Source organism: Janthinobacterium rivuli (assembly GCF_029690045.1).
Taxonomy (GTDB): domain Bacteria; phylum Pseudomonadota; class Gammaproteobacteria; order Burkholderiales; family Burkholderiaceae_D; genus Janthinobacterium; species Janthinobacterium rivuli.
Genome location: NZ_CP121464.1, coordinates 1,415,436 through 1,429,797 on the forward strand (window position 1 = coordinate 1,415,436; position 14,362 = coordinate 1,429,797).

At 60.5% G+C, this 14,362-nt stretch carries 15 protein-coding genes; 10 read left to right on the forward strand and 5 right to left on the reverse strand.

Annotated features, from left to right (window positions below; genetic code table 11):
* The first annotated feature begins 7 nt into the window (after window positions 1-7).
* The gene (gene arsC / locus P9875_RS06410; protein WP_278317876.1) at window positions 8-430 is read left to right on the forward strand and encodes an arsenate reductase (glutaredoxin); all 423 of its coding nucleotides are present in this window, start codon (window positions 8-10) and stop codon (window positions 428-430) included.
* A 49-nt stretch (window positions 431-479) separates the two neighbouring features.
* Here arsC and ispB read toward each other — a convergent pair whose 3' ends face one another.
* Complete coding sequence (ispB, locus tag P9875_RS06415) at window positions 480-1,409, reverse strand: octaprenyl diphosphate synthase (RefSeq protein ID WP_235211858.1); 930 nt, start codon at window positions 1,407-1,409, stop codon at window positions 480-482.
* A 364-nt stretch (window positions 1,410-1,773) separates the two neighbouring features.
* On the opposite strand from ispB, the gene rplU reads away from it, so the two are divergent.
* The 5 genes from rplU (at window position 1,774) to proB (ending at window position 5,203) form a co-directional block, all read left to right on the forward strand.
* Entirely contained in the window at window positions 1,774-2,085 is a 312-nt protein-coding gene (gene rplU, locus P9875_RS06420) for a 50S ribosomal protein L21 (RefSeq protein WP_034754730.1), read from the forward strand.
* A gap of 53 nt (window positions 2,086-2,138) precedes the next feature.
* Entirely contained in the window at window positions 2,139-2,411 is a 273-nt protein-coding gene (rpmA, locus tag P9875_RS06425; RefSeq protein WP_010395157.1) for a 50S ribosomal protein L27, read from the forward strand.
* 113 nt (window positions 2,412-2,524) lie between these two features.
* Window positions 2,525-3,634, forward strand: coding sequence for a GTPase ObgE (obgE, locus tag P9875_RS06430; protein ID WP_034754647.1), 1,110 nt, complete (start codon window positions 2,525-2,527; stop codon window positions 3,632-3,634).
* 12 nt (window positions 3,635-3,646) lie between these two features.
* Window positions 3,647-4,057 (forward strand): hypothetical protein, encoded by a 411-nt coding sequence (locus P9875_RS06435; protein WP_035825091.1) that lies wholly within the window; start codon window positions 3,647-3,649, stop codon window positions 4,055-4,057.
* Between the two features lie 27 nt (window positions 4,058-4,084).
* Complete coding sequence (proB, locus tag P9875_RS06440; protein ID WP_035825093.1) at window positions 4,085-5,203, forward strand: glutamate 5-kinase; 1,119 nt, start codon at window positions 4,085-4,087, stop codon at window positions 5,201-5,203.
* A 125-nt stretch (window positions 5,204-5,328) separates the two neighbouring features.
* Here proB and nth read toward each other — a convergent pair whose 3' ends face one another.
* On the reverse strand, window positions 5,329-5,976 hold the full coding sequence (gene nth / locus P9875_RS06445) for an endonuclease III (RefSeq protein ID WP_035825095.1): 648 nt from the start codon (window positions 5,974-5,976) through the stop codon (window positions 5,329-5,331).
* On the reverse strand, window positions 5,973-6,701 hold the full coding sequence (gene rsxB, locus P9875_RS06450; protein ID WP_278317877.1) for an electron transport complex subunit RsxB: 729 nt from the start codon (window positions 6,699-6,701) through the stop codon (window positions 5,973-5,975). Before rsxB ends, nth begins: the two co-directional genes overlap by 4 nt.
* A 364-nt stretch (window positions 6,702-7,065) precedes the next feature.
* Here rsxB and P9875_RS06455 point away from each other — a divergent pair, with 364 nt between their 5' ends.
* The 4 genes from P9875_RS06455 (at window position 7,066) to P9875_RS06470 (ending at window position 12,265) form a co-directional block, all read left to right on the forward strand.
* A complete protein-coding gene (locus tag P9875_RS06455; protein ID WP_176388892.1) occupies window positions 7,066-7,806 on the forward strand; it encodes a substrate-binding periplasmic protein in 741 nt (246 codons plus the stop codon).
* Between the two features lie 126 nt (window positions 7,807-7,932).
* Window positions 7,933-10,464, forward strand: a complete 2,532-nt coding sequence (locus tag P9875_RS06460; protein WP_278317878.1) for a TonB-dependent receptor plug domain-containing protein — start codon at window positions 7,933-7,935, stop codon at window positions 10,462-10,464.
* A 42-nt stretch (window positions 10,465-10,506) separates the two neighbouring features.
* Window positions 10,507-11,190 (forward strand): DOPA 4,5-dioxygenase family protein, encoded by a 684-nt coding sequence (locus P9875_RS06465; protein ID WP_278317879.1) that lies wholly within the window; start codon window positions 10,507-10,509, stop codon window positions 11,188-11,190.
* A gap of 106 nt (window positions 11,191-11,296) precedes the next feature.
* A complete protein-coding gene (locus P9875_RS06470) occupies window positions 11,297-12,265 on the forward strand; it encodes an IS1595 family transposase (protein ID WP_278317880.1) in 969 nt (322 codons plus the stop codon).
* Window positions 12,266-12,324: 59 nt separating this feature from the next.
* On the opposite strand, the gene P9875_RS06475 is transcribed toward P9875_RS06470, so the two are convergent.
* Window positions 12,325-13,545, reverse strand: a complete 1,221-nt coding sequence (locus P9875_RS06475; protein WP_035825103.1) for a polyhydroxyalkanoate depolymerase — start codon at window positions 13,543-13,545, stop codon at window positions 12,325-12,327.
* A gap of 273 nt (window positions 13,546-13,818) precedes the next feature.
* On the reverse strand, window positions 13,819-14,142 hold the full coding sequence (gene fdxA, locus P9875_RS06480; protein ID WP_034782458.1) for a ferredoxin FdxA: 324 nt from the start codon (window positions 14,140-14,142) through the stop codon (window positions 13,819-13,821).
* Between the last annotated feature and the right edge of the window lie 220 nt (window positions 14,143-14,362).

Consider the following 14,362-nt stretch of genomic DNA (forward strand, 5'->3'; position numbering starts at 1 on the left):
TCACGACATGACGATCACGATTTACCACAACACGGCCTGCGGCACCTCGCGCAATACCCTGGCCCTGATCCGCAACACGGGCGTCGAGCCCGTCATCATCGATTACGTCAAGCACCCGCCTTCGCGTGAAGAGTTGGTCGACCTGATCGCACGCGCGGGTTTGTCCGTGCGCGCGGCGATGCGTGACAAGGGTGCCCTGTACGACGAACTGGGCCTGGCCAATCCTGAGCTCAGCGATGTGGTCCTGCTGGACGCCATGCAAGCCCATCCTATCTTGATCAACCGCCCCATCGTCGTCACGCAACTGGGCGTGCGCCTGTGCCGGCCGTCGGAAAAAGTGCTGGAGATATTGCCGCTGCCGCAGCAAGGCGCGTTTGCCAAGGAAGACGGCCAGGCCGTGGTCGGCGCCGATGGCAAGCCTGTGAAATAAAAAAACGGCGCCAGTGGCGCCGTTTTGTATTGTTGACAGTGAAGCGCGATCAGTGATTGCGGTCCACGGCAAACGAGCACAGTTGCAGCATCGATTGCTTGTAGACGCTGTCCGGCCAGCCGGCGATGGCGTCGGCGGCGCGCTGGCCGGCGATTTCCGCCTGCTTGCGCGTGTAGTCGAGGGCGCCACTATTGGTGATGGCGGCCAGGACGGTATCGAAATGCTGTTCGTCGCCTTGCTCGATGCAGCTGCGCACCAGTTCGCGCTGTTCCGGCGTACCGTTTTCCATCAGCCAGATCAGCGGCATGGTCGGTTTGCCTTCGCGCAAATCGTCGCCCACATTCTTGCCGATCTCGGCGGCGTCGCCTGCATAGTCGAGCACGTCGTCGATCAGCTGGAAGGCCGTGCCCAGCGAGCGGCCGTATTCGGCAGCCGCTTCGATGTCGTCTTCGCTGGCGCCGGCGATCAGGGCGCCCAGTTGCGCCGATGCTTCGAACAGCTTGGCCGTCTTCGAGCGGATGACGTTCAAATAGCTTTCTTGCGTCACGTCCGGATCGTGCATGTTCAGCAACTGCAGCACTTCGCCTTCGGCGATCACGTTGGTGGCGTCGGAGAGGATTTGCATGACGCGCATATTGTTCAGCGACACCATCAACTGGAACGAGCGCGAGTGCAGGAAGTCGCCCACCAGCACCGAAGCGGCATTGCCGAACAGGGCATTGGCCGTCTGGCGTCCGCGGCGCATCGACGATTCGTCGACGACGTCGTCGTGCAGCAGGGTGGCGGTGTGGATGAATTCGACCACGGCGGCCAGTTCATGGTGCGCCGTGCCGCGATAGGCGTGGGCATTGGCCACCAGCAAAATCAGCACGGGACGGATGCGTTTGCCGCCTGCGCTGATGATGTATTCAGCGATCTGGTTGATCAGAATCACATCGGAGTGCAACTTTTGGCGGATCACCGTATTGACTGCGTCCATATCGGCGGCAATCGTTTGCACGATGGTGTTTTGGTTAACGTGTTTGTTAGCGTCAGACAAGGCGAACCTGCATTAGATTGTGGGTGCCGCGATTATACGACAAGGCTTGCGCGTGCGTGACGTTTGCCTATGACTGTAGAGCAATTGATTGACCTTGTTGGCACTGGCGCGCGTTTTGCTGTCCGCCTGGCGCAAGCCTGACATGATGGTCAGGTTGTCGACATACCACGATCGTCAAGCTTTGTGAATAGTTTTTGACGCAATTTCTCAGTCCGTGTATAATCGCTGGTTCCCCCTGTTGTGCACGGCTTGCTTTTCATGGCAGTGGGACAAATTCTTTCAACATTTGATGAGGTTTCAAATCATGTACGCGGTCATAAAAACCGGTGGCAAACAATACAAAGTTGTCGCTGGCGAAAAACTTAAAGTAGAACAGATACCGGCAGACATTGGTTCCGAAATCACCATCGATCAAGTTCTCGCAGTAGGCGCGGGCGACAGCATCAAGTTTGGTGCTCCATTGGTCGAAGGTGCAACGGTACTGGTTACGGTTGTGGCGCATGGTCGCCATGATAAGGTCAAAATTTTCAAGATGCGTCGTCGTAAGCACTACCAAAAGCATCAAGGCCATCGCCAGAATTTTACCGAAATCCAAATCGTTTCGATCAACGGCTAATCGCCGCTGTTTGACGCAGTTTGTCTACATAATCAGCTATCAAGGAGTCTTAAATGGCACATAAAAAAGGCGGCGGCACAACGCGAAACGGCCGTGATTCAGAATCAAAACGTCTGGGCGTTAAAGTCTACGGCGGCCAAGCTATCAATGCTGGCGGCATCATCATTCGTCAACGCGGCACGCCAGTGCGCGCCGGCGAAGGCGTAGGCATGGGCAAAGACCACACGTTGTTCGCGTTGATCGCGGGCAAAGTGAAGTTCGTTGTCAAAGGTGCTGGCTCGAAGCAATTCGTGACCGTTGTACCTAACGCAGCAGTACCAGCGTAATTCATCGCGGAGCGCCAGTTCGCTCCGCAATGATCGCATGATGTAAGGCGCAAGCCTTCAATCGAAAGGCTCTGCCCAAGGTAGAGCCTTTTTAGTTTTATGGCGGCAAAATTATGAAGTTTATCGACGAAGCAAAAATCGAAGTCATCGCGGGCGATGGCGGCAACGGCTGCGCCTCTTTCTGCCGTGAAAAATTCCGGCCTTTCGGCGGTCCCGATGGCGGCGATGGCGGCAAGGGCGGCACCATTTGGGCAGTCGCCGACCGCAATATCAACACGCTCGTCGATTTCCGCTTCTCCAAAATGCACAAGGCTCGCAATGGCGAGCCTGGCCGTGGCGCAGATTGCTATGGCAAGGGCGCCGATGACATCCACCTGCGCATGCCGGTCGGCACCTTGATCATCGACAACGCGAGCGGCGAAATCCTGGCTGACCTGACCGAACACGGCCAGACCGAAATGCTGGCCAAGGGCGGTGAAGGCGGCTGGGGCAATATCCACTTCAAGTCCTCGACCAACCGCGCACCACGCCAAAAAGGCGAGGGCAAGGAAGGCGAACGCCGCGAACTGCGTCTGGAACTGAAAGTGCTGGCCGATGTTGGCCTGCTGGGCATGCCGAACGCTGGCAAGTCGACCTTCATTTCGGCCGTCTCGAACGCGCGTCCGAAAATTGCCGATTACCCATTTACCACCCTGCACCCGAACCTGGGCGTGGTGCGCGTGTCGCACGAGAAGAGCTTTGTGATCGCCGATATTCCCGGCTTGATCGAAGGCGCTTCCGAAGGCGCGGGCCTGGGCCATCAATTCCTGCGCCACTTGCAGCGCACGGGTCTGCTGTTGCACATCGTCGACCTGGCACCGTTTGAAACCAACGTCGATCCTGTCAAGGAAGCCAAGGCGCTGGTCAAGGAATTGAAGAAGTACGACGAGTCGCTGGTCGACAAGCCGCGCTGGCTGGTGTTGAACAAGCTCGACATGGTGCCGGAAGAAGAGCGCAAGAAGATCGTCAAGGACTTCCTCAAGCGTTTCGCCTGGAAAGGTCCCGTCTTCGAGATCTCCGCGCTGAACCATCAGGGTTGCCCGGAACTGGTGAATGCGATTTACCAGCATCTGGAAGAGAAGAAACACAGCGAAAGCCGTGCCGAAGAAACGCAGATGACCGAAGAAGCACGCGGTATCTCGTCGATCGACCCGGATGATCCGCGTTTCAAGATCCTCGACTAAGGCTTTACCCTGATGTCGGTACAGACGGCCGCTGCCGCGCCAGCGCGCAAGCAAGCGTGGCAGCGCCGTGTATTGCATCTGATCGCGTATGCTTACGGGCTGAGCGCGGTCGCCTGCCTGCTGTTCGCCGATGAAATGGCGGCCGGCATGGGCATCTTCCTCAATGGCGTCAACGGCTACAGCCAGTTCTACGCTACTCATGTCGGTGTCTGGGGCGCTACCGCGCTCCTGGCGCTGTTCGCGGCACGGCAGGGCGAACCGCCTGTCCTCGGCGATATCACTGCAATGTTGGTCCTGGCGCAGCCCGCCGGCCGTCTGTTCGCGGCCATCAGCTTCGGCTTGCCCCAGGGTTTTGTGTTGTTCATGTGCGCAATGGAGCTGACGGCGGGGCTGGCCTTGCTGCTGCTGCGTCCTGCGCGCTGACGTCTATTAAGTGAAGAGCGCCGCCCCATGGATTCCGTGATTCAAAAAGCTACCCGCATCATCATCAAAGTCGGCTCTTCGCTGGTTACCAACGATGGCCGCGGACTCGACCATGCCGCCATCGCGCGCTGGGCCGCGCAGATTTCCGGCTTGCGCGCCCTGGGCAAGGAAGTCGTGCTGGTGAGCTCCGGCGCCATCGCCGAAGGCATGCTGCGCCTCGGTTTCGAGCAACGCCCCACCGATATCCACGAATTGCAGGCTTGCGCCGCCGTCGGCCAGATGGGCCTGGCGCAAATCTATGAAAGCAGCTTCCGCGCCCACAGCCTCGGCACGGCGCAAGTGCTGCTCACGCACGCCGACCTGGCCGACCGCGAACGCTACCTCAATGCCCGCTCCACCCTGACGACCCTGCTGCGTCTGGGTGTGGTGCCGATCATCAACGAAAACGACACGGTCGTCACCGATGAAATCAAGTTCGGCGACAACGACACCCTGGGCGCCCTGGTCGCCAACCTGATCGAAGCCGATGCGCTCGTCATCTTGACGGACCAGCACGGCCTGTTCTCGGCCGACCCGCGCAAGGATCCGAACGCTTATCTGATCACGCAAGGCATCGCTGGCGACCCTGCCCTGGAAGCGATGGCCGGCGGCGCCGGCAGCAGCCTGGGGCGTGGCGGCATGCTGACGAAAATCCTCGCCGCCAAGCGCGCTGCCAAGTCCGGCGCCCATACCATCATCGCCTGGGGCCGCGACAGCGACGTGCTCAGCCGCCTCGCCCAGGGCGAAGCGATCGGCACGGAGTTGCGGGCGCAAACGGGGCAGTTGACGGCGCGCAAGCAGTGGATGGCCGATCATCTGCATACGGCCGGTGCCGTCGTACTGGACGCGGGCGCCGCGCAAAAGCTGCGCCAGGAAGGCAAATCGCTGTTGCCGATCGGCGTGACGGGCGTGAATGGCGAATTTGGCCGCGGCGCCGTGATCACCTGCGTCGACGCGGATGGCGTGCCCGTGGCGCGCGGCTTGTCCAACTACACGAGCGGAGAAGCGCGCCGCATCATGCGCAAGCCGTCCACCGAGATCGAGTCCATCCTCGGCTACATGGAAGGCCATGAGCTGATCCATCGCGACAATATGGTCTTGCTGTAGGTCGGATTAGCGGAGCGTAATCCGACAATATTGTTGGCACGGACCGTGGTGTTGTCGGGTTACGCCCTGTGGGCTAACCCGACCTACGACGCAACGACATCGGCCCATTCGGGCCGTTTTTTTGACTACACCACGGCCGGCATCGGCGACTTGTCCTTGTAGTCGCACAGGTCGGCAATCATGCAGTTCCAGCATTGCGGCTTGCGCGCCGTACACGTGTAGCGGCCGTGCAGGATGAGCCAGTGGTGGGCGTCGTGCAGGAATTCTTTCGGTACGAATTTCAGCAGTTTTTGCTCGACGATATCGACATTCTTGCCTGGCGCGATGCCGGTGCGGTTCGAAACGCGGAAGATATGCGTGTCGACGGCCATCGTCGGTTCGCCAAACGCCGTGTTCATGACCACATTCGCCGTCTTGCGGCCCACGCCGGGCAAGGCTTCCAGCGAGGCGCGGTCGCGCGGCACTTCGCCGCCGTGCTGCTCCAGCAGGATCTGGCAGGTGGCGATGACGTTCTTCGCCTTGGTGCGGAACAGGCCGATGGTGCGGATGTAGCTGGCCAGCTCGTCGACGCCCAGCGCCAGTATCTTGGCCGGCGTATTGGCGACCGGATACAGCAAGCGGGTCGCCTTGTTGACGGACACGTCCGTCGCCTGCGCCGACAGCAGCACGGCGATCAGCAGCTCGAACGGTGTCGTGTATTCGAGTTCCGTCTTCGGGGAGGGGTTGGCTGCGCGAAAGCGCGTAAAGATTTCCAGGCGTTTGGCGGCGTTCATGCGTCTTTTTTCGGGGTGGTGGGGGCTGGCTGGGGGGTATCCGTGCTGGCGGCGGCCTTGGCGCGCGCGCGCTCCATGGCGGCGGCGATGATGGCGCGCTTGCGCTCCTTCTCTGCCTGTTCGTCGGGCGTAACGGGTACTTCCTGCGTTACTTCGCGCATCTTGGCGACGGCCTTGGCGGCCAGGCGCGCTTCGTTTTCCTCTGTTTCGCGGCGCAGGCGCTGCGTGCGGAAATCGTGGCGCGCGCGCGCGTCGTCCGCCTCGGCCTGGCTCCAGGCATCCCAGCCCGTGGCGTCGCCGCTGACCGGGTACATGACGATGCAGTCGACGGGGCAGGGCGCCACGCACAGGTCGCAGCCCGTGCACAGATCGGTGACCACCGTATGCATCTGCTTGGCGGCGCCGACGATGGCGTCGACGGGACAGGCCTGGATGCACAGGGTACAGCCGATACACAGCGATTCATCGATATAGGCGACAGATCGCGGACGTTCGAGGCCGTTGACGGGATTGAGCGGAATGACTTTTTTGCCCAGCAAGCCGGCCAGGCGCGCGATGCCTTGCACGCCGCCCGGTGGGCACTGGTTGATGTCGGCGCTGCCGGCGGCTATCGCTTCCGCATATGGGCGGCAGCCGTTGTAGCCGCATTTGGTGCATTGCGTTTGCGGCAGCAAGTCTTCGATCTGGTCGGCAAGTGAGGGAGGGGCAGGGTGCGGCACGGTCATCTTCCACGGTAAAACGCCATTATCGGCCATCCGGCGCGCGCACAAGTAAAAACCTGTTTTGCAAGAGGGGATAGCACGCGCCATGGCGGGTCTGTTGCAGGCGCGCCGCAATCGGATTTTATTTCCGATGGGAATGTCAAAGTGCAAATAAACAACTTTGCAATTCCTTTTTTTTGTGGGAGCATGATTTTTATCAAGCTCGTTATTAAAAAAAACCGACCGCCAGTCCTGTTGCCACGCCTGTATTGCCAGGTGCGCCAGGCCATAGGAGCCAAACATGCGTTTCCTCCGGACAGTTGGTTTGCCCTTCTGTTTGTTCATGCACTCTACACTTGCCCTTGCATACGGGCAGGCTGCTGCTCCCATGGCGGCGCCGGGCGCTGCCAGCTCGCGCATCGTCCGCTTCGCGGCGGAAGACTGGCCGCCCTTCATTTCCCGCAGCCTGCCGGCCGATGGCATGTCGGGCGCCATGGTCAGCGCCGTCTTCGAGCGTCTCGGCTATGCGGTCAGATATGAATATTTCCCATGGAAGCGCGCCATGCAGTTTGGCCTGGCCAGTTCCCGCTATGCCGGGCTGCTGGCCGTCTGGCGCACGCCCGAACGGGAAAAACTCTGCCACTTTTCTGTGCCGGTTGGTAACACGCAGGGTGTGCTGGCCTACCTGAAAGAGGATGGCGTGCCCGGCGCCAGCCTGATGGAACTGGGCAAGCTGCGCATCGGCACCGTGGCCGGCTACTCGAATGGGGAACAGTTCGATGGCATGGTGGCGCGCGGCGAGTTGAATACGGAAGAGGGCTTGAACGACGCGACGAACCTGAAGAAACTGCTGATCAAGCGTTACCGCGTGATCGTCATCGAGCGCCATGTCCTGCAGCACCTGCTGATGGGACGCAACTTCAGCAAGGCCGAGCGGGAGCGCATCGCCATCATCGATACCGTCTTCAAGGAGCGCCCCGTCTACGTGTGCTTCCAGCGCGATGCGGAAGGGGCGGCGCGGCAAAAACGCTTCAACGAGGCGGCGCGCGACATCGATACGGCCCGGCTGGAACGCGATTACTGGAAGCGGCTCGATCAGAGCCTGGCGACCGCCCCCGCCACTCCCTGACACGGCGCGCCGCTGTTGTTAGTTGCCAAAACGAAATATCTAAACACGAAAGCATTCGTTCTTGTTTGTTTGTCCATCCTTTAGTCTGCAGCCACTGTGTTGACGACTTTGAAAGGATGTTTTCGTATGCTGGAACTGATTCACAAGCAAGACCCCGCTCCCCGTTTGCGGCAACTGGCGCACGCCGTCTCGGCGGCCGTGCTCGTGCTGGGGGCGCCTGGCGTGGCGTATTCACAAGCTTCTCTCGACACCGTCATCGTCACGGGCGCGCGCGGCACGGGCCGCACGGTGGCCAACAGCGCCGCCCCGATCGACGTGATCAGCGCGCAGCAATTGCAGGCGACGGGCAAGTTGAACTTGCTCGATGCGCTCGATACGGCCTTGCCATCCTTCAACTTGCCGGCCCGCGTGCAGCCCGACCTGGGCAGCATCGTGCGCGCGGGGCAGCTGCGCAACCTCGACCCCTCGCATACCCTGGTGCTGGTCAATGGCAAGCGCCGGCATACGACGGCCATCGTCAATGAGGATGGCTTTCCCGGTTCCGTCGCCACGGACCTGGCCCTGATTCCCACGGGCGCCATTGCCCGCGTGGAAATCCTGCGCGACGGCGCTTCGGCCATCTACGGTTCCGACGCCATTGCCGGCGTCATCAACATCATCCTGAAGGCGGATGACAAGGGCAGCTTCAGCACGCAACTCGGTTCCACCTACGCGGGTGACGGCACGAACGGTTCCGCGCGCATCGATGGCGGCACGCGCCTGGGCGAACACGGCTTTGTCCACTTCGGCGCCGAAGTCCAGCGCCAGGGCATCGCCGTGCGCAATTTCGGGCTGAATCCCGGATATCTGTCGTACCCGGCCGTGCGCAACAGCGATGGCCAGCTGGTCAAATTGGGACCGAACAACAGTTTGCCGGCCGGCGCTACGCCGAACCCGGCCGAAGCGACCCGCAACAGCAATCCATGGCGCAATACGGGCGTGCCGCAAAGCACGACCGCCTCGCTCAGCGCCAATCTCGGCTATGACTTGTCGAACGAGGTGCAACTGTACGGTTTCGGCACGTATGCGCACCGCAATGCCCGCTCGGCGCAGAATTTCCGCCTGCCCAATACCATTTTCAATAACAATAAAGGCTTGCTGGCCGTGTATCCGGACGGCTTCACGCCGTATGAAACGACGAGCGAAAACGACTTTTCGCTGACAGGCGGCATCAAGGGCGAGACGGCCGGCTGGACCTGGGACCTGAGCACGACGTATGGCCGCGACGATATCGACGTGGGCGTGGAGCACTCGGCCAATTACTCGCTGACCTATCCGGGCGGCAAGACGGATTTTGACATCGGCAATCAACGCTACAGCCGCTCGACCACCAATGCCGACGTGCGCCGTCCCGTGCAGCTGGGCTTGAGCGAGCCGGCCGACCTGAGCCTGGGCCTCGAGTATTCGCATGAAACGCAGCAGCGCAGCCCGGGCGAGCCCGCTTCCTGGCAGGGCAGCGGCTCGTCGGCACTGGCCGGCTACCTGCCCGTCGATGCATCCGACACGGCGCGCCACAGCTATGCGGCGTACATTGGCCTGGGCGCGAAACTGACGCCGCAGTTGCTGCTCGACACGGCACTGCGCGCCGAGAAATATTCCGATTTCGGCAGCAAGACGACGGGCCGTTTGTCCGCTCGCTATGACGTCACGCCCACGGTCGCCGTGCGCGGCACCGTCAGCAATGGTTTTCATGCACCGAGCCTGGTGACGCAATCATATTCGAACACGTCCGACCATGCGGGCGTGCAGTATACCCTGGCGCAGCCGAACTCGGCCGCTGCGCGGGCACTGGGCGCGCAAGCCTTAAAGCCGGAAAAATCGACGAATCTGTCGGCCGGGCTGACCTTCAATCCTACGCCCACTCTGCGTCTGGCCGTTGACGCGTATCAAATCAAGGTCAGCGACCGCCTGGGCGTGTCGTCGAACATCGGTATCGACCGCAGCTCGGGCGTGGCGCTCGACGGTAGTGGCCGGCCGCTGACGGGGGCGCAAGCCACCGTCATTGAAAACCTGCTGCGCTCGGCGGGGCTGACGGTAGGCAATGGCCTCGTTGCGCATTACTTTGCCAACGTGGGCGACACGCGCACGCGCGGCATCGATTTCACCGCCGAGGATGTCTTGCGCGTGGCCGATAGCAAGCTGCGCTGGACGGCGGCCGCCAATTTCAACCACACGAGCCTGGTCGGCAAGACGGCCTTGCCGGCCGTGCTGCAAGGCTTGCCGAACATCGGCACCCTGAGCAAGTCGGCCGAGTACGACTTGCTGTACCGGGCCCCGCGCGACAAGGAAATCCTTACCCTGGCGTATGAAAAAGCCGGCTGGACGTTCAACCTGCGCGAGACGCGCTACGGCAAGCTCAAGCGCCTGAACGCCATCACGGGCGGCGACTACCAGCTGAAAGCCGCCTTCGTGACGGATGTCAGCATCGGCTACGACGTCAGCAAGCGCATCAACGTGACGGTGGGCGCCAACAATGTCTTCGACCAGAAACCGGGCCAGCTGCCGCGCGCAGCGCGCAGCGCCGCGAATCTGGCGCAGTACACGGGCGCCTACGATAACTCGGGACCGCTTGGCGTGCTCGGCGCTTATTACTACGCGCGCGCCACGGTGCATTTTTGATCCGCCTTCTCTTCATACTTATCATCAAGAACAGGAAATACCATGTCTGACAACAATCAACACGCGGCCATCGATCTGGAATGGGCCAATCTCCTCTCGCCGCAGCGCCGCACGGTCTTGCGCGGCGGCGGCCTGGTGGCGGCATTGGCCGCTTCCGGCCTGGCGGGGACGGCCCTGGCGCAGGATGGCGCAGTCAAGCGCGCGAAACCAGCACTTGGCAAGAGTCCGTGGGGCGAGCATACGGACAAGGCGCCCACGCCGCGCCCCGTCAGCGTGCGGCCCGGCGAGGAAACCTTGCCGTCAACACCGCGCGCCTACACAGATATCGAGAGCTATCACGCGCATATCTATTTTGACGAAGACAGTTACCAGAAGGCGGCGCTGATACGTCGCTGGGCGGCCGAGCGCTTCCAGATCGAACTGGGCGACTGGAACCTGGAGCCGCGCGGCCCGCACGTGACGCCGTCGTTCTATTTCGGCTTTACCAATGATTTATTGCCCGTGATCGTGCCGTGGCTGCAGCTCAATAGCCTGGGCCTGACGATACTGATCCACCCGAACACGGAAGACCCGCGCGCCGACCATTTGTATTACGCGCTGTGGGTGAACCGGTCGCAGCCCGTGAATGGCTATGCGATGAAGAAGCCGGGACCGGGCGAGCCGCGGGTCGAGCAGATTTTTGTCAATACGCGTCCGACGGTGAAAATCGAAACGTTGCGCGCATGAACTGGGCATAAAAAAAGGCTCTGTCATCGGCAACTAGGGGAAATTCTGGAATCTTCCCTGGACTGTGCTGTCTGACTCTGCATATCAATCACGTAGGGAGCAGATCATGCGGCCAGCCGAATGGATCACCTTGATTGCGCAGTTTGCTCAGTTGAGCCAGCGTCAGCGGCAAGCAAGCATTGCCCTGCTGTGTGGCAGCGCGCCACACGACGCGACCGTCGCGCTGCTGGAAAGTGTGGTCCAGCCGCGATTGGCCTGTCACGCTTGCCATTCAGAGCACCTGCATCGGCACGGTCATGCGCACGGCTTGCAGCGCTACCGCTGCGTGCCTTGCGGACGCACCTTCAATGCGCTCACCGGCACGCCGTTGGCCCGCTTGCGCCATAAATCGCTGTGGCTCGATTACGCCGATTGTCTGCTGGCATCGGATTCCGTACGCAAGGCGGCTAGCCAACTGGGCGTGCACCGCAACACCACGTTTCGCTGGCGCCACAGGTTTTTATCGCTGGCAAAGACGGACCGGCCGCATGGCCTGCATGGCATCGCCGAGGCCGACGAGTTATATCTACTGGAGTCGGAAAAGGGATCGCGGCATCTGACGCGTCCGGCCCGCCGCCGGGGCGGCCATGCCCACAAACGCGGCATATCGAGTGAGCAGGTCTGCATCCTGATAGCGCGCGACCGCACGGGCCAGACCCTGGACTTCGTCACAGGCAAAGGGGCATTGACGAAAGCGCAGCTGCATCATTGCCTGTTACCCGTTATCGACAAGGACGTCTTGTTGGTCACCGATGGCCATGCCGCCTATCGGGCTTTTTCCAGGGAAGCGGGCATCAGTCATCAGGCCGTCAACTTGCGCGCCGGCATTCGCGTGCAGGGTGCCGCCCATGTGCAGAACGTCAATGCCTATCACAGCCGATTGCGGCAATGGCTGGGGCCGTTTCACGGCGTGGCGACGCGCTATCTGCCGAACTACCTGGGATGGCGGTGGATACTCGACGCCAGGCGTATCCGTTCACCGGAAGCGTTATTGAAAGCAACGCTGGGTGCATTCCCACATTTGACGGTGACATAGCCTAAAAAAACGCCACGCCAGTGTGAGCTGGCGTGGCGTTTTGACGGAAATGCCGTGTATTAGCCGTGTTTCTGGATGAATTCGCCGATTTTCGGGCAAATGATCTCGCGCCAGCGGCGGCCCGAGAAGATGCCGTAGTGGCCGCATTTCGGCGCCACGAAGTCTTGTTGCATCTCGGCAGGAATGCCGGAACACAAGTCATGCGCCGCCTGCGTCTGGCCGGCGCCGGAAATGTCGTCCAGCTCGCCTTCGACCGTGAACAGCGCCACGTTCGTGATGTCTTGCGGACGCACCAGCTGGCCGCCCACTTTCCACGTGCCCATCGGCAGGCTGAATTCCTGGAAAACCGTTTTGATGGTTTCCAGGTAGTACTCGGCCGGCATGTCCAGCACGGCGTTGTACTCGTTGTAGAACTGGCGATGGCCTTCCGCCGGCTCGTCGTCGCCCGTCACCAGGTGCATATAGAACTCGCGGTGGCTTTGCGCGTGGCGGCCCGGATTCATGGCGATGAAGCCGGCGTGCTGCAGGAAGCCCGGATACACCTTGCGGCCAAAGCCCGGATAGTTCGGCGGCACCGCGTAGATCACGGTGTTTTCAAACCACGAGAATTTCTTTTCCGTCGCCAGGTTGTTCACTTGCGTGGGCGAACGGCGCGGGTCGATCGGGCCGCCCATCATCGTCATGGTTTTCGGCATGTGCGGATCTTTGGCCGTCGCCATCAGCGAGATGGCGGCCAGTACGGGCACGGTTGGTTGACAGACGGAAATGACGTGCAAATCAGGCGCCAGCAGGCGGATGAATTCCTGCACATAATAAATGTAGTCGTCCAGGTGGAACGGGCCTTCCGTCAGCGGTACCATGCGCGCGTCCGTCCAGTCGGTGATGTAGACATCGTGCTCGGCCAGCAAGCCGCGCACGGTATCGCGCAGCAGGGTCGAGTGGTGACCGGACAGGGGGGCAACCAGCAGAACTTTGGGCTGTTGCAAGCCAGTGGCTTCTTTTTTGAAGTGAATCAGGCGGCAAAACGGTTTGGTGACGACAACGTGTTCGCGGATGTCGACGCTCTCGCCTTGGACGAGAACGGATTTGATGTCGAATTGTGGTTTTTCGTAGTCTTTGCCAAGGCGGTACATCAGCTCGTAGCCGGCTGCGATGCGTTGCGAAAACGGGGTGTGGGCCAGTGGAGAAACCGGGTTGGTAAATAACTTGGAGGACATGTCTGCCCATTGCATCACCGGAGTGAGGAAAGAGCGTTGCAGTTCGTGCAGTTGGTAAAGCATATAGAGTCCTTGTTTAATTCCAAGCGCCAATATCGGCTCAAATATCATAATCCAATTTTACGATATTTGTTGAGGACAAAATGTGCATTACCACGCATAGATCCACAGTTTGCGCTTTGGTGTGACAGCGCGCCACACTTGCGTGGATAGACCTGCAACGATGCTTTAAAAGCAAAAAAAGCAGCGTTTCCGCTGCTTTTGTCTGTTTTTTTGCCGCTACGCCCGTGCGGAAAAGAATCTTCCCGCCGGAACGGCCGCGGCATCGCCGTGCGTTTAGCGCACCAGCATGTCGAGCTTGTCCTTGACGTCCTTGAATTGCTCGGCTTCCGGCAAGGCAGCCTTCGTCTTGGTGATCGACGGCCAGTTACGCGCCAGATCGACGTTGATCTTGATGAAGGCTTGCTGGTCGCCCGGCACGTCTTCTTCCGCGAAAATCGCGTTCACCGGGCATTCTGCCACGCAGACGGCGCAGTCAATACATTCGTCCGGATCGATCGCCAGGAAGTTCGGGCCTTCCCGGAAACAATCTACCGGGCAGACATCGACGCAGTCGGTATAGCGACAGGCGATGCAGGATTCGGTGACAACGTGGGTCATAACAGTCCTATCAATTTTTGGGGAGGTGCTGTAGCGCCTGCAGGAAACTCGGCGGCGCATACTAAAGCAAAGCATTGTATTTTAAGGCAATTCGCTATTTCTCACAAATCCCGCTTATATACAATACGTATAAGCAAATTCATTTTTTGGCAGTGCCGTTGCCGCGCAGAGTGGGCAATTCAGCGACTATCCGGGACGTTGCCATGAAGAACGCGGCAAG

Coding starts and splice junctions, on each gene's coding strand:
- rplU (WP_034754730.1), top strand. CDS start 1,774: ATGTACGCGGTCATAAAAACCGGTGGCAAACAATACAAAGTTGTCGCT.
- fdxA (WP_034782458.1), bottom strand. CDS start 14,142: ATGACCCACGTTGTCACCGAATCCTGCATCGCCTGTCGCTATACCGAC.
- proB (WP_035825093.1), top strand. CDS start 4,085: ATGGATTCCGTGATTCAAAAAGCTACCCGCATCATCATCAAAGTCGGC.
- P9875_RS06475 (WP_035825103.1), bottom strand. CDS start 13,545: ATGCTTTACCAACTGCACGAACTGCAACGCTCTTTCCTCACTCCGGTG.
- rsxB (WP_278317877.1), bottom strand. CDS start 6,701: ATGACCGTGCCGCACCCTGCCCCTCCCTCACTTGCCGACCAGATCGAA.
- P9875_RS06460 (WP_278317878.1), top strand. CDS start 7,933: ATGCTGGAACTGATTCACAAGCAAGACCCCGCTCCCCGTTTGCGGCAA.
- P9875_RS06435 (WP_035825091.1), top strand. CDS start 3,647: ATGTCGGTACAGACGGCCGCTGCCGCGCCAGCGCGCAAGCAAGCGTGG.
- P9875_RS06465 (WP_278317879.1), top strand. CDS start 10,507: ATGTCTGACAACAATCAACACGCGGCCATCGATCTGGAATGGGCCAAT.
- ispB (WP_235211858.1), bottom strand. CDS start 1,409: ATGGACGCAGTCAATACGGTGATCCGCCAAAAGTTGCACTCCGATGTG.
- arsC (WP_278317876.1), top strand. CDS start 8: ATGACGATCACGATTTACCACAACACGGCCTGCGGCACCTCGCGCAAT.
- nth (WP_035825095.1), bottom strand. CDS start 5,976: ATGAACGCCGCCAAACGCCTGGAAATCTTTACGCGCTTTCGCGCAGCC.
- P9875_RS06455 (WP_176388892.1), top strand. CDS start 7,066: ATGGCGGCGCCGGGCGCTGCCAGCTCGCGCATCGTCCGCTTCGCGGCG.
- rpmA (WP_010395157.1), top strand. CDS start 2,139: ATGGCACATAAAAAAGGCGGCGGCACAACGCGAAACGGCCGTGATTCA.
- P9875_RS06470 (WP_278317880.1), top strand. CDS start 11,297: ATGCGGCCAGCCGAATGGATCACCTTGATTGCGCAGTTTGCTCAGTTG.
- obgE (WP_034754647.1), top strand. CDS start 2,525: ATGAAGTTTATCGACGAAGCAAAAATCGAAGTCATCGCGGGCGATGGC.